Source organism: Curtobacterium sp. MCBD17_028 (assembly GCF_003234875.1).
Lineage (GTDB): Bacteria > Actinomycetota > Actinomycetes > Actinomycetales > Microbacteriaceae > Curtobacterium.
On record NZ_QKTQ01000002.1, the window covers coordinates 358674 to 378038 of the forward strand.

15 protein-coding genes and 1 other RNA gene are annotated in these 19365 nt (G+C 71.6%); 7 read left to right on the plus strand and 9 right to left on the minus strand.

The genetic code is table 11. The features are described 5' to 3' along the window. Positions 1-63: 63 nt before the first annotated feature. The 3 genes from aroA to DEI86_RS04000 all read left to right on the plus strand — a co-directional run bounded on the left by aroA (position 64) and on the right by DEI86_RS04000 (position 3395). Positions 64-1410, plus strand: a complete 1347-nt coding sequence (gene aroA / locus DEI86_RS03990) for a 3-phosphoshikimate 1-carboxyvinyltransferase (RefSeq protein WP_111048901.1) — start codon at positions 64-66, stop codon at positions 1408-1410. Beyond that, positions 1407-2477, plus strand: a complete 1071-nt coding sequence (gene rsgA, locus DEI86_RS03995; protein WP_111009254.1) for a ribosome small subunit-dependent GTPase A — start codon at positions 1407-1409, stop codon at positions 2475-2477. Before aroA ends, rsgA begins: the two co-directional genes overlap by 4 nt. A gap of 135 nt (positions 2478-2612) precedes the next feature. Further along, positions 2613-3395, plus strand: a complete 783-nt coding sequence (locus tag DEI86_RS04000; RefSeq protein WP_111048856.1) for an inositol monophosphatase family protein — start codon at positions 2613-2615, stop codon at positions 3393-3395. A gap of 21 nt (positions 3396-3416) precedes the next feature. Here the strand turns inward: DEI86_RS04000 and DEI86_RS04005 are convergent, their stop codons facing one another. Continuing rightward, positions 3417-4910 (minus strand): MFS transporter, encoded by a 1494-nt coding sequence (locus DEI86_RS04005; protein ID WP_111027165.1) that lies wholly within the window; start codon positions 4908-4910, stop codon positions 3417-3419. A 165-nt stretch (positions 4911-5075) separates the two neighbouring features. On the opposite strand from DEI86_RS04005, the gene DEI86_RS04010 reads away from it, so the two are divergent. The 3 genes from DEI86_RS04010 (at position 5076) to DEI86_RS04020 (ending at position 8637) form a co-directional block, all read left to right on the plus strand. Next, a complete protein-coding gene (locus DEI86_RS04010) occupies positions 5076-5795 on the plus strand; it encodes a M50 family metallopeptidase (RefSeq protein ID WP_181439688.1) in 720 nt (239 codons plus the stop codon). Positions 5796-5887: 92 nt separating this feature from the next. Beyond that, entirely contained in the window at positions 5888-7330 is a 1443-nt protein-coding gene (locus DEI86_RS04015) for an O-acetylhomoserine aminocarboxypropyltransferase/cysteine synthase family protein (protein WP_258374946.1), read from the plus strand. Then, positions 7330-8637, plus strand: a complete 1308-nt coding sequence (locus tag DEI86_RS04020; protein WP_111048858.1) for an LLM class flavin-dependent oxidoreductase — start codon at positions 7330-7332, stop codon at positions 8635-8637. The genes DEI86_RS04015 and DEI86_RS04020 overlap by 1 nt, the downstream gene beginning before the upstream one ends. Positions 8638-8737: 100 nt before the next feature. On the opposite strand, the gene DEI86_RS04025 is transcribed toward DEI86_RS04020, so the two are convergent. From DEI86_RS04025 to DEI86_RS04060, 8 genes are all read right to left on the minus strand, one after another. After that, entirely contained in the window at positions 8738-10393 is a 1656-nt protein-coding gene (locus tag DEI86_RS04025; protein WP_220035624.1) for an APC family permease, read from the minus strand. A 132-nt stretch (positions 10394-10525) separates the two neighbouring features. Beyond that, positions 10526-11473 (minus strand): hypothetical protein, encoded by a 948-nt coding sequence (locus DEI86_RS16440; protein WP_181439689.1) that lies wholly within the window; start codon positions 11471-11473, stop codon positions 10526-10528. A 376-nt stretch (positions 11474-11849) separates the two neighbouring features. After that, positions 11850-12227: a transfer-messenger RNA gene (gene ssrA, locus DEI86_RS04035) on the minus strand. 185 nt (positions 12228-12412) lie between these two features. Continuing rightward, on the minus strand, positions 12413-12889 hold the full coding sequence (smpB, locus tag DEI86_RS04040) for an SsrA-binding protein SmpB (protein ID WP_111013736.1): 477 nt from the start codon (positions 12887-12889) through the stop codon (positions 12413-12415). A gap of 108 nt (positions 12890-12997) precedes the next feature. Further along, positions 12998-13912: a permease-like cell division protein FtsX gene (ftsX, locus tag DEI86_RS04045; RefSeq protein ID WP_111009261.1), complete on the minus strand. Its 915-nt coding sequence runs from the start codon at positions 13910-13912 to the stop codon at positions 12998-13000. Then, the gene (gene ftsE, locus DEI86_RS04050; protein WP_111009262.1) at positions 13909-14667 is read right to left on the minus strand and encodes a cell division ATP-binding protein FtsE; all 759 of its coding nucleotides are present in this window, start codon (positions 14665-14667) and stop codon (positions 13909-13911) included. The genes ftsX and ftsE overlap by 4 nt, the downstream gene beginning before the upstream one ends. Positions 14668-14803: 136 nt before the next feature. Further along, positions 14804-15910 (minus strand): peptide chain release factor 2, encoded by a 1107-nt coding sequence (prfB, locus tag DEI86_RS04055; RefSeq protein WP_111009263.1) that lies wholly within the window; start codon positions 15908-15910, stop codon positions 14804-14806. A 106-nt stretch (positions 15911-16016) separates the two neighbouring features. Beyond that, positions 16017-17183 carry a cysteine desulfurase family protein gene (locus tag DEI86_RS04060; protein WP_111048859.1) on the minus strand — a complete coding sequence of 389 codons (1167 nt, stop codon included), beginning with the start codon at positions 17181-17183 and terminating at the stop codon, positions 16017-16019. Between the two features lie 84 nt (positions 17184-17267). Between DEI86_RS04060 and DEI86_RS04065 the strand changes: the two genes are divergently transcribed. Further along, complete coding sequence (locus tag DEI86_RS04065) at positions 17268-19310, plus strand: glycogen-debranching protein (protein ID WP_111048860.1); 2043 nt, start codon at positions 17268-17270, stop codon at positions 19308-19310. Positions 19311-19365 lie beyond the last annotated feature (55 nt).

The following is a 19365-nucleotide window of genomic DNA, read 5'->3' on the forward strand; positions in this document are numbered from 1 at the left end:
CTCCTGTCCGGCACGCACCTCGCCAGGCAGGCGGGGCACGCGCATCGCTATCCTGGGGAACCGATGCAGGCTCCCGTTGATTCCCGCTCTGTCCCCGCCGGTGACGACTGGCCGGCGCCCGTGGCGCGCGGTCCCCTCCACGGCGACGTCGCCCTGCCCGGGTCGAAGTCCCTGACGAACCGCGAGCTCGTGCTCGCGGCCCTCGCCGACGGTCCGTCCACGATCCGGCTCCCCCTGCACTCGCGGGACTCGGCGCTCATGGTCGACGCCCTCCGCGCGCTCGGTGTCCGGATCGACCCGGCGGGTGGGGCCGGCCCGTACGGCCCGGACCTCCGCGTGACCCCCGCGCCGCTGCACGGCGACGTCCGGGTCGACTGCGGCCTCGCCGGCACCGTGATGCGGTTCCTCCCGCCCCTGGCCGCGCTCGCCGACGGTCCAGTGGTGTTCGACGGTGACGAGTCCGCGCGCCGGCGCCCCATGGACACCACCATCGCGTCGCTCGTCGCGCTCGGTGTGGACGTCACCGACGACGGCGGGGGCAGCCTGCCGTTCGCGTTCACCGGGACGGGCCGTGTGCGCGGTGGCGAGCTGACGATCGACGCGAGCCGTTCGAGCCAGTTCGTGTCGGGCCTCCTGCTGTCGGCGCCCCGCTTCGACGAGGGCCTGCTGCTCCGGCACCGCGGGGAACGGCTGCCGAGCATGCCGCACATCGCGATGACCGTCGCGGCGCTCCGCGACCGTGGGGTCGTCGTCGACGAACCCGACACGGGCGTCTGGCACGTGCACCCGGGTCCGATCGCCGCCCGCGACGTCACGATCGAGCCGGACCTGTCGAACGCGGCACCGTTCGCGGTGGCCGCGCTCGTCGCCGGAGGGACCGTCCGCATCCGGACCTGGCCGACCGCCACCACCCAGGTGGGCGCGGACCTCGAGACCCTCCTGCCGCACTGGGGCGCGACCGTCTCGCGCGACGGCGCGGACCTCGTCGTCGACGGCGGCGTCGGTGTCCGTGGCGGGGCGTCGCTGCCCGGCGTCGACCTCGACCTGTCGCGTGGCGGCGAGCTCGCGCCCGCGCTCGTCGCGCTCGCGGCCCTCGCCGAGGGCCCGTCGACGGTCACCGGCATCGGGCACCTGCGCGGACACGAGACCGATCGGCTCGCCGCACTCGCCGCCGACGTCGTCGGTCTCGGAGGCGCGGTGACGGAACTCGACGACGGCCTCCGGATCGAGCCCCGTCCGCTGCACGGGGGGGCGTGGGGCGCGTACGAGGACCACCGGATGGCGACCGCGGGCGCGATCATCGGTCTGGTCGTCGACGGCGTCGCGGTCGACGACATCGGGTCCACCGCGAAGACCCTGCCGCAGTTCCCGGAGCTGTGGGACACGCTCGTGGCGACGTCGGGCGCATGAGCTGGTTCGACGGCGGGGACGACGACGACCTCGACGAACCGTACGGGCAGTACGACGAGTCCGCGGTGCGGGTGCGGCCGAACCCGAAGGGCAGTCGTCCGCGCACCAAGCAGCGCCCCACCCACGAGGACGCCACGCCCGGCTGGGTGACGAACGTCGACCGCGGACGGTTCGGCGTGCTCGTCGGGGGCGGTCCCCTCGACGCCGAGTCCGGCCAGGCCCGGGTGATCACCGCCACGAAGGCGCGCGAGCTCGGCAAGAAGGCCGTCGTGACCGGTGACCACGTGTCGCTCGTCGGCGACGTGAGCGGCGACGAGGGCTCCCTCGCCCGCATCGTGAAGGTCGCGGACCGCTCGACGTTCCTCCGCCGCAGCGCGGACGACACGGACGACGTCGAACGCGTCATCGTCGCGAACGCGGACCAGATGCTCATCGTCATCGCCGCGGCCGACCCCGAGCCCCGGCCCCGGCTCGTCGACCGGTACCTCGTGGCCGCCTTCGACGCCGGGCTCGACCCGGTGCTCTGCATCACGAAGACCGACCTCGCCGACCCGGAGCCGTTCCTCGCGCACTTCGCGTGCCTCGACCTGCGCGTCGTCACGAGCGCCGCGGGTGACGTGCCGTTCGACGCGTTCGCGGCCGTGCTCCGTGACCAGGTGACGGTGACGGTCGGACACTCGGGCGTCGGCAAGTCCACGCTCGTGAACGCCCTGACCGGGGCCTCCCGGGCGACCGGCGTCGTGAACGCGGTCACCGGACGCGGGCGCCACACGTCGTCGTCCTCGATCGCGCTGCCGGTGCACGGCGGCGGCTGGATCATCGACACCCCCGGCGTGCGGTCGTTCGGCCTCGGGCACGTGCAGCCCGAGAACGTGTTCCGCGCGTTCGCCGCGCACGCGGTGCCGGTCCGCGAGCCCGCCGACGGCATACCGCTCGACCAGGCGCACGACTGGGAGATCGTCGACCGGGTCCAGGACGGCGAGCTCGGCCCGACGGGCATCGAGCGGCTCGACTCGTTCCGCGCGCTGCTCACGGGCATGGGCGAGCTGGACCCGGGCGCGGACTGACCTGCCCCTCTCCCCTCCTTCCGCCGCCATCGCAGTCGTTGCCGCTCCGACCGGTCTGCGAGCGGCACCGGGCGCGATCTCGCGGGGAAGGACGGCCGGGCCAGGTGCACCGTCGGTGCTCGGTAGGCTCTGCGCGTGGACCTCGCCGCCGACCTCGCGTTCGCCCGTTCCCTGGCCGACACGGCGGACGCGATCAGCCTCGCCCGTTTCCGGGCGGCCGACCTGCACGTCGACGTCAAGGCCGACCGCACGCACGTGACCGACGCCGACCAGGCGGTCGAGGCGGCCCTCCGCGAGCGGATCGCGGCCGAGCGTCCCGACGACACGTTCCTCGGCGAGGAGTCGACCGCCGCCGCAGGGACCACCGCGAGGAGTTCCGGACACCGGCAGTGGGTGATCGACCCGATCGACGGCACGGCGAACTACCTGCGCGGCGTGCCCGTGTGGGCGACGCTCATCGCCCTGGCCGTCGACGGCGTCCCCCGGGTCGGCGTCGTGTCCGCCCCCGCGATGGGCAAGCGGTGGTGGGGGGCGACGGGACTCGGGGCCTCCTCGTTGGAGGGTCCCCTGCGCGTGTCGGGAGTGGCGGAGCTGGCGGACGCCTCGGTGAGCTACCAGAGCCTCCAGGACTGGGACGAGGCCGGGCGGCTCGACGGCCTCCTGCGGTTGTCCCGGTCCGTCTGGCGGACCCGTGCCTACGGCGAGGCCTGGGCCTACATGATGGTCGCCGAGGGCACCCTCGACGTCGCGGGCGAGGGCGACCTGAAGCCGTGGGACATTGCGGCGATCGTCCCCGTGGTCGAGGAGGCGGGTGGGCGGTTCACGTCGCTCGACGGCGAGCCCGGCCCGTGGCACGGCACCGCCCTCGCGACGAACGGGCTCCTGCACGACGCGGTCGTGCGCACCATCCGCGGGTAGGCGCGACGACCCGGCGACGTCTCAGGCCTCCTGCGGCACGGGCGTCTCCTCGCCGCGCTTCTTCCGCGACACGAGGTCGACGATCGCGAGCGCGAGCACGAGCACGACGAGTCCCACGGTGAACGCCGTGCCTGCGCGGAACGCGTCGTGGTACGCCGTGAGGTCCCCCGCCTTCCGGTCCTCGCTCCGCACGATCCCGTAGAAGACGCTCGTGGCGACGGCCGTGCCGATCGCCGTGCCCACGCGCTGGCCGAGCTGCTGCATCGACCCCGCGACACCGGAATGCTCGACGGGGACCTGCGCGAGCGTCAGGGTCTGGTTCGGCGACACGACGAGGCCACCGCCCGCGCCACCGATGAGGAACGCACCCGCCATCGCCCATGGCGTGACCGACGCGGGGGTCGTGGTCGCGGCGACGAGCAGCGCCACGAACCCGACGACCACCGCGCAGAGCCCCCAGACGACGAGCGCCCTGCCGATGCGGTTGACGAGGCGACCGCCGAACCACGCGCCCGCGGCGGCCGTGGCGGCGAACGGGATGCTCACCATGCCGGCGAACAGCGGCTCGAGGTGCAGGCCCTCCTGCAGGTAGAGGGTCACCATGAGGAACGTCGCCGGCAGCGCCGCGAAGTACACCGCGGCGATGAGCAGGCCGTTCCGGTAGGACGACAGCCGGAACAGGTCGAAGTGCACGACCGGGGACCGTCCCGTGTGCGCGTAGTGCCGCTCCCACCAGACGAACAGGGCCCCGGACACCGCGGTGCCGACGAGTGCGAGCCACCGCAGGGGCGAGTCGCCCGTGCCCGAGGTGAGCACGAACGGCAACATGAGCGTGACGACCGCGACCCCGAGCAGGACGATCCCGACGAGGTCGAGCTCGCGGTCGCGTGACGGGTCCTGGCGCTTCCGGGGCAGCAGGCGGACCGCGAAGTACAGGGCCGCGAGGCCGTACGGGACGTTGAGCCAGAAGATGTAGCGCCATCCGGTCTGTTCGCCGCCGAGGGCGATGAGCGCGCCGCCGATCGTCGGACCGAGCGCGGTCGAGATGCCCACCATCGCGCCGAAGATGCCGAACGCGCGCCCGCGCTCCTCCCCACGGAACAGCTGCTGCACCAGGCCGATCACCTGGGGCATCTGCGTCCCCGCGGCGAAGCCCTGCAGGATCCGCGTGACGACGAGCACCTGGATGGACGGGGCGATCGCGCACAACAGGCTGGCGGTCGTGAACGCGATCAGGCCGACCACGAACATGAGCCGGCGGCTCCGGAGGTCACCGAGGCGCCCGGCCGGGACGAGCGCCAGGCCGAACGCCAGTGCGTAGCCGGCGACGATGAGCTGCAGCTCCGAGTTCGACGCGCCGAGCGACCGCTGGATCGACGGCAGCGCGACGTTCACCGTCGACAGGTCGATGATCGTGATCCCGGCGACCGCGATGCACACCGCGAACGCGTGCCACCGCTGCCGGTCGCGCTCGGTGTCCTGGTCGCCGGCGTCGGATCGGGAGGTCGTCGTCACCCGTCTCGTCTACTCCGCGTCGGCGCCGTGGTCGCCGAGCGGACGTCCCCCATGCCGGCGGGCGTCTGCCACCGCGGCTCCACCAGGAGCGCCGATCGGCGGCGGCCGGGGGTCGCCCCCCGCGTTCCCAGGCTCGACATCGGCCGGGTGCGCGAAGATCCCCCGGTGCCGTCCTCCGCGCTCCTGGTCGCCCTGCTCGTCGGGGCGGCGCTGCCCTTCGTGCCCGCCGTCGGACGCGTCGCCCGGATCGCCACGACCATCGTGCACGAGGTCGGCCACTGCGTCGTCGTCGTGCCGTTCGGCGGCCGCATCCGCCGGATCGACCTCCACGCGGACGGCTCGGGAGAGGCATGGGTCGACCTCGGTCGCGTCCCCCGCGCCGTGCGGTGGGCGGTCCGGCTCGGCAACCTCTACGCCGGGTACTCGGCACCGCTCTGGGCCGGGGCCCTGCTCGTGATCGGGTCCGTCCACGCCGACCGCGTGCTCACGACGGCCGTCCTCGGCGTCGCCGCCGTGGTCGCCGTCCTGTTCGTCCGGAACGCCTTCGGCGTCCTGGTCGTCGTCGGGTTCGCGGCCGTCGCCGTCTGGGTCGCGGTGCGTCCCTCGGAGTGGACCGTGCTCGTCGTCGCTGCGATCGGCGCGCTGTTCGTCGTCGACGGTGTGCGGTCGGTCGTGCGGGTGGCCGGCTGGATCGCCACCGGCGCTCCGGTCCGGACGGACTTCCACATCGTCGCGAGCGAGTACCGGCTCCCCGCAGCGGTCTGGTACGTCCTGTTCGTGCTCGTGGAACTCGGCGTCGTCTGGCTGGCGCGTGCCCCGCTCGGCGCGGTCGTCGACACGGTCGCGGTCGGTCTGCGGACGCTCGTCGTGGGGGTGGTGCCGTAACCGGACGACGCCGGTCGTGCCTCCCGGCTCCGGCAGTGGGAGGATCGCCCGATGGGCGCAGGTGCGCCGGCAGAGGCAGAGAGAGGTGGGACGTGCCCGAGAGCGACACGGCGACGGCGGGGTTCGGGTTCAGCACCGAGCAGGTGCACGGCGGGGTCGTGCCCGACTCGGCGCACGGCGCGCGGATCACCCCGATCCACATGTCGTCCGGCTTCCTGTTCGACGACTTCGGGCAGGCGCGCGACCGGTTCGCCGGCGACGACGCGGGGTACACGTACACGCGGCTCGGCAACCCGACGAACGCGTCGCTCGAGCGCCGCGTCGCCGTCCTCGAGCGCGGGGTCGAGGCGATCCTCGTCGGCAGCGGACAGGCCGCGGTGACCGTGGCGCTCCTCGGTCTGCTGCAGGCCGGCGACCACGTCGTGTCCGCGTCGAGCATCTACGAGGGCACCCGCGGCCTCCTGCTGCAGAACCTCGGACGACTCGGGATCAGCGTGGACTTCGTCGACGACGCCCGTGACCCGGACGCCTGGCGGGCGCTGATCCGCCCCGAGACGCGGCTCCTGTTCGGCGAGTCGATCCCGAACCCGAAGAACGACGTCCTCGACATCGCGATGGTCGCCGCGGTGGCGCACGAGCACGGCGTACCGCTGGTCGTCGACAACACACTCGCCACGCCGTACCTCGTCCGGCCGCTCGAGCACGGCGCGGACATCGTGGTGCACTCCGCGTCGAAGTTCCTGGCGGGACACGGCTCCGCCATCGGTGGGGTCGTCGTCGACGGCGGTCGCTTCGACTGGGCTGCCACGGGCGGCCGGTTCCCCCATCTGACCGAACCGGACCGCGCGCTCGGCGGCCGGAGCCACGTCGACCGCCACGGCGACCGGGCGTTCGTCGTGTACGCACGCGACGTCGTCGCCGCACGCCTCGGCCCCACCCCCTCGCCCTTCAACGCGTTCCTCATCCAGCAGGGCGTCGAGACGCTCTCGCTGCGCATGGAGCGACACGGCGCGAACGCGCTGACGATCGCCCGGTGGCTCGACGCGCAGCCCGAGGTCGCGAACGTGGACCACGCGGGGCTCGAGTCCAACCCCTACCACGACCTCGCGACGCGCTACCTGCCGCGTGGGGCCGGTTCGGTGTTCGCCTTCTCGCTCGCCGGCGGACGGGACGCCGCCCAGCGGTTCGTCGACGCACTCGGCCTGTTCAGTCGCATGACGCACCTCGGCGACGTCCGGTCACTCATCCTGCATCCGGCGTCGACGACGCATGCCCAGCGGACGCCCGAGGAACGCGCCGCAACCGGCATCGACGAGGGCCTGCTGCGCGTCTCGGTCGGCATCGAGGACGTCGAGGACCTGATCCGCGACCTCGAGCGCGGCTTGGCGGCGGTCCGGTCCGCCGAGGGGCCGGGGGTCGTTCTGCCCGCCGACGGTCCGGGAGGCCGGACACCGGTCGCGGAGACCGTCACCGTGGACGAAGACGTCCGGTCCGGCGAGTTCGGCGCTCCCCACATCGTGCTCGAGGAGATCTGATGCCACGGATGCAGCACTTCGGGTGGTTCTTCGCCCGCGGGTTCGGCCCCCAGGGGTGGGGTCGGCCCGACTGGGACTGGGGGTACGACTGGACCCGTCCGGAGCTGTACCAGCAGTCCGTCCGGACACTCGAACAGGCCGGCCTCGACCTCGTCATCGCCGAGGACGCGATCTCGCTCGGCAACCCGTCGACCCTCGACCTGCGCATCCGGCAGGCGTACGGCGGCCCGAAGCACGATCCGCTCCTGCTCGCGCCGTACCTCTTCGCAGCGACTCAGCACATCGGCGTCGTGCCGACCGTCAACGCGGGCATCACCCCGCCGTACCTGGCGGCCCGACAGGCGTCGACCCTGGCGCACCTGTCGGGCGGCCGGTTCGGGCTCAACGTCGTCACCGACGTCGGGAGCGCGCGGCACGTCGGCGCCGCGCCGCTGCCCCATGACGCCGCGTACGACCGCGCCGAGGAGTGGCTCGGCGTCATCCGGCACCTGTGGCACAGCTGGGGCGAGGACGCGCTCGTGGCCGACACCGACACGTGGCACTTCGCCGACGGCGAGCGCACCGACGGCTCACGCCACCAGGGCACGTACTTCGACGTCACCGGTCCGCTCAACGCGCTCCCGCTCGCGGACGACCCCGTCATCGTCTCGCCGGGCGGCTCGGGGCGTGGGCTCGCGTTCGCGGGCACGCACTCCGACGTGCAGCTCGCCCTCGCCCCGCTCGACGCCGCCACCGTGCGTGGGTACCGGTCCCGCATCGCCGAGGCGTCCGCCGCTGCAGGCCGGGCGCCGGGCGCCGTCCGGACGATGTTCGTCGTGAAGCCGGAGATCGTGTCCTCGGCGACCGAGGCCGACCGGCTCGTCGACGCGTCGCGGCACCCGAGCGACGAGGACCTGCTCGTCGTGGCGATGGGCCAGTCGAGCGACCTCGAGACGGACCTCACGACGCTCGACCTCGACGCACCCCTGCCCGCGGGACTGTTCGGCGACCACGTCTCCGCGGGCACGATCCGCGGTCTCGTCGGCGACACCCCGGACGCCCCGCTCCGCGCGCTCCTGACCCGCAAGGCACGGAAGGGCCGGCTCGCGGACCGCACCGGCTTCGTCGGCACGGCGGAGGAGTTCGCCGACTTCGCCGAGGAGCTCGGCGACGACGCCGACAACGACGGCTTCATCCTCTCCGGAGACCTCCACCCCGTCGCGGTCACGCGGATGCTCGCGGACCTCGTCCCGGTCCTCCGTCGCCGCGGTCTGCTCCGTCGCGAGTTCGGTGACGGCGGCCTCCGGTCCAACCTCGCCGACTTCTGACGCTCGACCGCGCCACGATCACGGGTCCGGGAGCGACGAACGGGAGGCGGTGCGCACGTCGTGCGCACTGCCTCCCGTTCGAAGTGAGCGGAGACCGCGATCAGTGGGTGGGCACGGCGTCGACGACGCTGGTCTCCTCGGTCTCGCGGACGTCCTCGGCGGTGCGGAGGATCTCCTCACGGCTCGAGGCGCTGTTCACGGCCCAGTAGTAGATCACGATCGAGAACACCGCGGTGACCGCGATGTCCCACCAGAGCGGGAACCACGGGTGCTTCAGCGGACCGAAGTCGCTGAGGAACACGATGAGACCCATGCCGATGAGGTACGGGAACAGCCACTGCGCGGCCCGCCAGTCCCAACGCGGCTGGACCGCACGGTTCCCACCGAGCACCCGGTTCAGGATGATGATGACGAAGCCGAGCGCCACCGCGATCCCGAGCTTCCAGTCCGTGGACCAGCCCGTCCACAGGATGATGAGGTTCGCGACGATGAACGACAGGGGTGCGAGGACGCTGGCGGCCGGCAGCCGGTAGGGGCGCTCGGCGTCCGGGATCCGCTTGCGGAACGCACCGAGGGCGAGCGGGGCACCGCCGTACATGAGGACCGAGGCGCTCGTGATGAGGCCGACGAGCGACTGCCAGGACGGGAACGGCAGGAAGCACACGACGCCGATGACGAAGGCGAAGATGAGGCCGAACCACGGCACCGCGCCCTTCGTGATCCACTCGAACGCCCGCGGGAAGTACCCGTTCTTGCTGAGGCCGTACGAGACACGCGACGACGCCGTGACGTAGATGAGGCCGGTGCCACCGGGCGAGATGACCGCGTCGATGTAGATGATGACCGCGAGCCAGGTGATCCCGGCGCCCATGGCGATGTCCGCGAACGGGCCGGTGAACTTCGTGTAGGCACCGGAGAGCCAGGTGTGGCCGATCTCGGACGGGTTGAGCGCACCGAGGAAGAAGATCTGGAGCAGCAGGTAGATCACGAGGCCGATGACGACCGAGCCGATGACCGCGCGCGGGATGTCACGCTTCGGGTTGCTCGACTCACCCGCGAGCTGGTCGGCCTGCTCGAACCCGAGCAACGAGAAGATGATGCCCGAGGTCGAGACCGCGGCGAGGATGCCCTTCGCACCCTCGGGAGCGAACCCGTCGGCGGCCGTGAAGTTGCTGCCGTGGAACCCGGAGAACCCGAGCACGATGATGACGAGGACGGGGATGCCGACCTTCCACCAGGTCGCCGCGGAGTTCGTGTTCGCGAGGATCTTGACGCTGAACAGGTTGATCACGGTGAGGATCAGCATGAGGAAGATCGCGACGGCGATGCCCGAGCCCGTGAGGACGCCCGTCGACGGCGTGACGAAGGTCTGCGCCCACTTCCAGTGCTGCGCGTAGTTGATCATCGCCTCGACCTCGATCGGGGCGACCGTCGCGGCCTGCAGCCACGAGAACCAACCGAACGACGCGCCGGCGACGCCACCGAACGCGATGTGCGGGAAGCGAGCCGTGCCTCCGGCGATCGGGAACATGCCGCCGAGCTCGGCGTGGACGAGTGCGAGCACGAGGATCGCGACACCGCCGATCGCCCACGAGATGATCGCCGAGGGACCAGCTGCCTCGAGGGCATGCTGGGAACCGAAGAGCCACCCGGAACCGATGATCGATCCGGTCGAGGCCCAGATGAGCCCGATGAAGCCGACGTTGCGCTTGAGTCCGGTGTCCGGCGGCGTCGTCGTGGTGGTGGTCGTAGCCAAAGTCGCTCCTGTGTCGGATTGCTGAGGACTATGCGACTCTTCCACCATCCGCACCCGGTGAACGTTCAGGCAACGCGATCGGAACACAGCCGTAACCGGATGGAAACACAGCGCCTGTACGATCCCACAGGTTCACTGGCCTTTCTTCGACCCGCCCTTCTTCGGCCCGCCCTTCTTCGACCGGTCCTTTTTCGTCGACGGGTCCTTCCGCTTCGACTTGTCCTTCTGCCTCGACTTGTCCTTCTGCTTCGACTTGTCCTTCTGCTTCGACCGGTCCTTCTGCTTCGACCGGTCCTTCTGCTTCGACTCGTCCCTCTTCTTCGACTCGTCCCTCTTCTTCGAGGCGTCCGTCTTCAGCCGGTCGGGCTGCTGCGCGGGAGCGATGCTCGGCTCGCCCGAAGGCGGCGTGGGGAGCGGCGGGGCCTCGGTGACCGCGACCTGCGGCACGACTCCCACGACGACGGGCGCGTCCGCCATGAGCGCCGCCTCGTCCGGTGTCTCGGCGACGACCACCGCGTCCCCCGGTTCGGGCACGTCGTCGACCACGTGCGTCTCGACCGCCGGGGCAGCGGGGTCGACCACGCGCTCGACGACGACCATCGCACCGTCCTCCGCCAACCGGACGAGCGCGCTCGCGGCCCGGACGCGTGCGGTCAGACGCCCGGCAACCACGTCGGTGCGGGCGTCCTCGAGGAACCGGCGAAGCGCCCGCTCGGCAACACTCCGACCGCGCGGCGCACTGCGATCGAGGCGGTCGAGCTCGCCGACGACTCCTGCGGCACCGTCGACCCGCTCCCCTGCGGCGGTCGCGATCGCCGACGCGACGACCACCGCCGCCCGCTCGACGGCCGAGGACCGGTCATCGAGCACGAGCACCATCTCGAAGCCGTTCGCGGTGCTCACGGTCTCGACCCGCACCGGGTCGCTGCCACGACCACGCAGGACGAGACGCGCCTCCGGCGTGGGCAGCCAGCGGACGACCGCGGCGAGCGTGGCGACGGCCTGCACGGTCCGCTCGTAGTCGGACAGCCCGAGCCGCTCCCGAGCGGCGAGCCGGACCCGGATCGCGATCTCCTGCACGTGCGTCCTCCCGTCGACGGGCCACCCGCACCGCGGGACCCTCGTGTGAGCGAGCGGACCGGCGTCCGCCGACCCGACGCCGACGCTACCGACGGGAGGCGCTCGATCGATCGTGCTACGCAGGCAGCCCACAGGAACCCGGCCTCGCAGGTACCCAGGCCGGGAGTACCTGGGTCTCCGAGCACTGATGAGCCCCGGAGAACCGCCGGGCCCCGGAGAACCGCCGGGCCCCGGAGAACCGCTGGGCGCTGGAGAACCGCCGGGCGCTGGAGATGGGGGCTGAGACGTCCGAGGCCGCACCGGCGCCCGCGGAGCGGAACCGGTGCGGCCTCGGACGACCACGTGTGTGACAGTGACCCCGCGGATCGATCCGCAGTGGTGGAGATGGGGGGAATTGAACCCCCGTCCATCGCTGTGATTCGACGTCTTCTACGGGCGTAGCCAGATGAGGCGTTCTGCTCGACTCCGCCCTTTGCTACTGGCTTCTAGGACGACGAGCCCAGCCCGGATGCAAGTCCCGCGTGACCTCCGGACGGAATCACGCAGCGAGTCCCCTGGATGACGCCGGACACGGGATAGGGAACGATCACCCGGCCGACGGACTTCATGTGGCTCTACTGCTTACGCAGCGAGAGCGAAGTCAGTGCGCTTGGAATTGGCACTTGTTGTTTTCCACGGATCGTTGACGAGATAACCGTGGATCCTCGGCCCGCTTCCCGTCGGCACGCAGGCGATGTCGAAACCGATCATCCCCATGACGGAGGGCCACTGTCACACTGTGGAGTTGTCAGCGCCGCGTGAGCGGCACCACACGCCTCGTGGTGGAGGCGGTTGCCCAGTCTAGCGCGCTCACACCGGACCCTGCCAGGCCAGCACGGTCCTCCCGGGTCCGCCCGGGGCGAACGGCGCCGGAGCGAACGGCTCGCGAGGCCCGCCCCGTCACTCCCCGAGGTGCCCGCGCGTCGAGATCGCGCGCTCGGCCTCACGGCGGTCCTGGCGCTCACGCAGCGCCTGCCGCTTGTCGTACTCGCGCTTGCCCTTCGCCACGGCGATCTCGACCTTGGCCCGGCCGTCCGAGAAGTAGATCTGCAGGGGAACGAGCGTGTAGCCGCCCTCCTTCGTCTTGTGGCTGATCTTGACGATCTGCTGCTTGTGGAGGAGCAGCTTGCGCTTGCGGCGGGGCGCGTGGTTGTTCCAGGTGCCCTCGGTGTACTCGGGGATGTGCACGGCGTCGAGCCAGGCCTCACCGCCGTCGATGAAGGCGTACCCGTCGACGAGCGAGGCCCGGCCCTGTCGCAGCGACTTCACCTCGGTGCCCGAGAGCACGATGCCGGCCTCGTACGTGTCCTCGATGAGGTAGTCGTGCCGCGCGCGCCGGTTCGTCGCGACGACCTTCTCCCCGCGTTCCTTCGGCATGTCGAGTCCTCTCCGCCGGCCACCGGTGTGTGGCGGCCGCCCAGTCTACCCAACCGGTGTCGACCACCCACGCTTCCCGAACGACAGCCGCAGCAGCGCGCGGGAAGGTCAGACCTTGAGGTACCGCCGGATCGCGACGCTCGCGGACAGCGCCGCCAGGATGCCGCCGATGACCACCACCGCCGGCACCACCAGCACCGTCTCGCTCATGCCGATGAACGGCGTGCCCGTGAACCGCGTCGCCAGGTAGCCGCGCACGAAGAACCAGACGACGGCGACGATCGCTCCCCCGGCGAGGACCGCCCCGATGAGCGAGGCGATCACCCCCTCGAGGATGAACGGTGTCTGGATGAACCGGTTCGACGCACCGACCAGCCGCATGATGCCGAGCTCTCGACGTCGCGAGAACGCCGACAACCGGATGGTCGTCGCGATGAGGAGCACCGCCGCCACGAGCATGAGGGCCGCGATGCCGACCGCCGTGTACGACGACGCGTTGAGCACCGAGAAGATCGGCTGCAGGTACCCCCGCTGGTCGACGACGCTCTGCACCCCCGCGAGCTTCGACAGGCTCTCGATGAGCACGTCGGACTGTGACGGGTCCTTGAGGTTCACCCAGAAGGTCTCGTTGAGGTACTGCGGCTTGACGAACTCGGTCGCCGGGGAGTCCTTGAACTGCGACTTGAAGCGTGTGTACGCCTGGTCCTGCGTCTCGAAGTAGGTCTTCTGGATGAACGGCTTGAGTGTCGACGAGCGGAGCTGCTCCTCGACCTGCTGACGCTGGTCCGCCGTCGCCTTCGCCCCGGTGCAGTTCCCCGTGGTGTCCGTGTCGGTGCACAGGTAGACGGCGACCTGCGCCCGGTCGTACCAGTACCCCTTCATCTGGGTGATCTGCATCTGCAGCAGGATCGCGGTGCCGACGAACGTCAGCGAGATGAACGTCACGAGCACGACCGACACGACCATGGACGCGTTGCGGCGGAGGCCGGAGCCGACCTCCGACATGACGAGCCCGAGCCTCATCGGACGATCCCCGGCAGCGTCTGGATGCCCGTGGTGGTCGACACCGGCTGCTGCCGCACGATCGGCACCGCCTGCGTCTGGTAGCCACCGGACTGCTCGTCGCGGAGCACGTTGCCCGCCGACAGCTCGATCACGCGACGCTGCATCTGGTTCACGATGCCGGCGTCGTGCGTCGCCATGAGCACGGTGGTCCCGCCCTGGTTGATGCGCTCGAGCAGGGCCATGATGCCCGCCGAGGTCGTCGGGTCGAGGTTGCCCGTCGGCTCGTCCGCGAGCAGGATCGCGGGCTTGTTCACGACCGCACGGGCGATCGCGACGCGCTGCTGCTCACCACCGGAGAGCTCGTGCGGCAGGCGGTTCGCCTTGCCCGACAGTCCGACCATCTTGAGCACGTCCGGCACCGCCTCGCCGATGAACCCCTTGCTCTTGCCGATCACCTGCAGCGTGAACGCGACGTTGTCGAAGACGTTCTTGTTGGGCAGGAGCCGGAAGTCCTGGAACACCACCCCGAGGTTGCGGCGGAAGTAGGGGACCTTGCGCGATGACAGGGAGCCGAGCCGCTGCCCGAGGACGTGGATCTGACCCTTGGTGGGGCGCTCCTCCTTGAGGACGAGCCGCAAGAAGCTGGACTTGCCGGAGCCGGAGGCCCCGACGAGGAACACGAACTCGCCCTTGAGGATCTCGAGGGTGAGGTCGTTGAGCGCCGGATTCGGGTTGCCCGAATACACCTTGGTGACCTGGTCGAATCTGATCATGACCCGATCAGGGTAGGTGCCGTTCCTCGGAACGCAAGTCAGGCGCGCGGTTCGCGGCCGGGAGGGACGGGGCCGGTCCCGGCGCGTCCGTCGCGGGCTCCTCAGGCGGCGACGCGCAACGCTGGCGCGGTGCCTGTCAGGCGTCGCCGCGCTTGCGCCACCTGATCCCGGCGTTGAGGAAGCCGTCGAGGTCACCGTCGAACACGGCGCTCGGGTTGTTGACCTCGTACTCGCTCCGGAGGTCCTTGACCATCTGGTACGGCGCGAGCACGTACGAGCGGATCTGGTCCCCCCAGCTCGCCGTGATGTTCCCGGCGAGCTCCTTCTTCTTCGCGTTCTCCTCTTCCTTCTTGAGGAGCAGGAGGCGCGACTGCAGCACGCGCATCGCCGCGGCGCGGTTCTGGATCTGGGACTTCTCGTTCTGCATCGAGACGACGGTGCCGGTCGGGATGTGCGTCAGGCGGACGGCGGAGTCCGTCGTGTTCACCGACTGTCCACCCGGGCCGGAGGACCGGAACACGTCGACCCGGATGTCGTTCTCGGGGATGTCGATGGCCTCGGTCTCCTCCATGAGCGGGATGACCTCGACCGCGGCGAAGGACGTCTGGCGCTTGCCGGCGGCGCCGAACGGCGACATCCGGACGAGGCGGTGCGTGCCGGCCTCGACCGACAGGTTGCCGAACGCGTACGGGGCGTCGACCTCGAACGTCGCGGACTTGATCCCGGCCTCTTCCGCGTAGCTGGTGTCCATCACCTGGACCGGGAATCCGTGCTGCTCGGCGTACCGGAGGTACATGCGCAGGAGCATCTCGGCGAAGTCCGCGGCATCGACGCCGCCCGCGCCGGCGCGGATCGTGATGACGGCCGGGCGTGCGTCGTACTCGCCGTCGAGGAGCGTCTGCACCTCGAGCTCGCCCATCGTCCGCGAGAGGGCGGTCAGCTCGTCGCGGGCCTCCTGCGCGCTCTCCTCGTCCTCGGCCTCGTTCGCCATGTCGACGAGGACCTCGAGGTCGTCGAGGCGCTGCTCGGTCTCGGTGATCTTCTTGAGCTCGGCCTGCCGGTGGCTCAACGCGCTCGTCACCTGCTGCGCGTGCGCGGTGTCGTCCCACAGATCAGGCGCGCCCGCCTGCTCGCTCAGCTCGGCGATCTCACGCTCGAGGCGGTCCACGTCGACCACCGAGCGGATGTTCCCGAACGTCTCGCGGAGGGCGGAGATCTGCTCGCTGATGTCCAGTTCGACCATGATCGACAAGCCTACCGGCCCAGCCGCCACCGTCCCCGCGGCCGGGGTCGGCAGTGGAGCATGCGCGGCGGCACCGTCCGCGCCACCGTCGTCCCGGCTGGCGGCCTCAGCGGGCGCCGATGGCGGGCGCGTGTCCGGCCATGCCCGCGCGGGTGGCTCGTCGGACCGCGTCGGGCAGTGCATCGAGGAACGCGGTCACGTCGTCCGCCGTGCTCGTGTGCCCGAGGGTGATCCGCAGCGCGCCGCGCGCGGTCTCCTCGGACAGGCCCATGGCGAGCAGGACGTGCGAGGGCTCGGGCACCCCGGCCTGGCACGCCGACCCCGTCGAGACCGCGACGCCTGCCGCGTCGAGCAGGAACAGCAGGGAGTCCCCCTCGCACCCCGGGAACGTGAAGTGCGCGTTCCCCGGCAAGCGGTCCACCGGGTCGCCGCGCAGCACCGCGGTCGGCACGCGCTGCGCGACCCCGGCGACGAGCGCCTGCCGGAGCGGCGTGAGGTCCGGGTGGGGCGCCGACGCGGCGACGCCGAACGCCGCGGCCGCCGCCGCGTCCTGCGTCCCGGACCGGACCTGTCGCTGCTGCCCACCACCGTGGAGGAGCGGCTCGACCACGGCGGTCCGCGACAGGACGAGCGCACCGATCCCGACGGGGCCGCCGATCTTGTGCGCCGAGACGCTCATGGCGTCGACACCGCTGCTGTGGAAGTCGACGGGCACCTGGCCGAACGCCGAGACCGCGTCACAGTGGACGGGCACGCCCGCCGCGTGCGCCAGGCGGACGACGTCGGCCACGGGCTGGATCGTGCCGACCTCGTTGTTGGCCCACAGGAACGTGACCAGGGCGACGTCCGCGGGATCGGCGAGCGCCGCCTCCAGGGCGACGAGGTCGAGGCGACCCCGCTCGTCGAGCGGGACCACGTCGACGACCGCGCCCTCGTGCCGGGCGAGCCACTCGACGGTGTCGACGGTCGCGTGGTGCTCCCCGGCGGGTACCACGACGCGTGGTCGACGGGCGTCGCGCTGCCGGGCCCAGTACAGGCCCTTGACGCCGAGGTTGACGCTCTCCGTGCCACCGGAGGTGAAGACGACCTCGACCGGATCGGCGCCGAGCGAGCGGGCGACCCGTTCGCGGCCGGTCTCGAGCGTCGTGCGCGCTCCCTGGCCCGCGCTGTGGATGGACGCGGGATTGCCGACCACCGACAGCGCACGCGTGTACTCGGCGAGCGCGGCGGGCAGCATCGGCGTCGTCGCAGCGTGGTCGAGGTAGACCGGCACGGTGCCTCCCGGGTGGTGCGTCCTCGCGCCCCCGGCCGTGGGCGCCTCCACAGGGTACGCCGGTCGCTCGCTAGCCTTGATCGGGTGCAGACCGTCGACATCGTGCCCGAGCCGGGGCTCCGTCCCGACGCTGACGGCGCGTCGTTCGCCGTCCGTTCCGCCACCGCGACCGCAGTGACCCTCGTGGTCGACGCCTCCGCGACCCACGGTCCGATCCGCGTCCCCCTGCAGCGCGACGGCGACGTCTGGACCGGCCGCGCCGACGGCGCCCGTGTGGGCGACACCTACCACCTGCTCGCGGACGGACCACGGGGTGCGCGCGACGACTTCGACCCCCTCCGTCCGCTGCTCGACCCGTACGCGCGCGGGATCGAGCCGGCCGGCGACGGCTGGACCTCGGTCGTGGTGGACGAGGGCTTCGACTGGGGCGGCGTCCCGAAGCCGGGCACCTCCATCGACCGGACCGTCCTGTACGAGGCACACGTCCGCACCCTGACCGCCGGCAACCCGGCGGTGCCCGAGCACCTGCGCGGCACCTACGCGGGACTGGCGCACGAGAGCACGATCGCCCACCTCCGGCGGCTCGGGGTGACCGCGGTCGAGCTCCTGCCCGTACACGCCTTCCGCTCCGAGGAGTGGCTCCGGCGAGCCGGGCGCGAGAACGCCTGGGGGTACAACACGCTCGGGTTCCACGCCCCGCACGCGCCCTACGCCTCGGCGAGCGCCCGGGCGGCCGGGGCGACCGCGGTGCTGCGCGAGTTCAAGGGCATGGTCCGGCTCCTGCACGAAGCCGGCATCGAGGTCGTGCTCGACGTCGTCTACAACCACACGGCGGAAGAGGGCCTCGGCGGCCCGACGTCCGGACTGCGCGGGCTCGACGGGGCGACGGCGTACCGCTGGGCGGAGGAACCAGCGGCGGGCGCGGAGCGGTACTTCGACACCTCCGGATGCGGCAACACCCTGGACACCTCCCAGCCGGCGATCGCCGACCTCGTCGTCGACAGCCTGCGGTACTGGGCACGCGAGGTCCAGGTCGACGGGTTCCGGTTCGACCTCATGGCGGCCCTGGCACGGGACGCCCACCACCGGTTCGACCCGGCACACCCGCTCCTGCAACGCCTGCGCGACGACCCGCTCCTGCAGGACGTCAAGCTCATCGCCGAGCCCTGGGACGTGGGGCCGGACGGTTGGCGGACGGGTGCCTTCGGCCCGCGCATCGCCGAGTGGAACGACGGCTTCCGCGACACGGTCCGGCAGTTCTGGCTCACCGACATCGCCCGGGAGCGCCGCGACGGCAGCCCGATGACGGGCATCGGTGCCCTCGCGGGTGTGCTCGCCGGGTCCCGTCACGTCTTCGGCGCCGACCGTGGCCCCACGGCGGCGGTGAACTTCGTCACGGCGCACGACGGCTTCACGATGCGTGACCTCGTGTCGTACGACCACAAGCACAACGAGGCGAACGGCGAGGACAACCGCGACGGCACGGACGACAACCGCTCGTTCAACCACGGCGTGGAGGGGCCGACCGACGACCGCGGGGTCCGTGCCGCACGGCAACGGTCCCTCCGGAACCTCATGGGCACGCTGCTGCTGTCCGCGGGCGTGCCGATGATCACCGCCGGCGACGAACGAGGTCGGACCCAGCACGGCAACAACAACCCGTACGCCATCACGGACGCGTCGATGTGGGTCGACTGGAGCCCGGACCCGGACGTCGAGTGGATGGTCGAGCAGACCGCGGCCCTCGTGCGTCTCCGGGCGGCGCACCCGGCCCTCCGGCCGTCGCGCTTCGGCACCGACGGCGCCGACACGCCCTCGGCGACCAGGATGACCTGGTACGCGACCGACGGCACCCCGATGACGGACGACCGATGGGACGAGCCGACGCACCGGGCGCTGCAGTACTTCGCCGAGTCGACGCCCGAGGACGAACCCGACGACCGCGTGCTCGTGATCGTCCACGGCAGTGGACGCACCCGCGACATGACCCTCCCGGCGCACGGCGACGTCGAGGCCTACCGCCTGGTCTGGTCGAGCGAGAAGCACCGCGACCACGAGCGGCACCGGTCCGTCGGCACGGTGTTCACTGCCTACGGACCGGGCATCCACGTGTTCGAGATCGTCTGAGCGTCGCCCGCGCCAGGGCCCGCGGCGGACCCGCCCGCGGTCCTCCGAGTACGGT

Bases quoted from the DNA above. Each gene is read 5' to 3' on its own strand.
- aroA (WP_111048901.1), top strand. From the start codon at position 64: ATGCAGGCTCCCGTTGATTCCCGCTCTGTCCCCGCCGGTGACGACTGG.
- rsgA (WP_111009254.1), top strand. From the start codon at position 1,407: ATGAGCTGGTTCGACGGCGGGGACGACGACGACCTCGACGAACCGTAC.
- DEI86_RS04020 (WP_111048858.1), top strand. From the start codon at position 7,330: ATGCCACGGATGCAGCACTTCGGGTGGTTCTTCGCCCGCGGGTTCGGC.
- smpB (WP_111013736.1), bottom strand. From the start codon at position 12,889: ATGCCGAAGGAACGCGGGGAGAAGGTCGTCGCGACGAACCGGCGCGCG.
- ftsX (WP_111009261.1), bottom strand. From the start codon at position 13,912: ATGAGGCTCGGGCTCGTCATGTCGGAGGTCGGCTCCGGCCTCCGCCGC.
- ftsE (WP_111009262.1), bottom strand. From the start codon at position 14,667: ATGATCAGATTCGACCAGGTCACCAAGGTGTATTCGGGCAACCCGAAT.
- prfB (WP_111009263.1), bottom strand. From the start codon at position 15,910: ATGGTCGAACTGGACATCAGCGAGCAGATCTCCGCCCTCCGCGAGACG.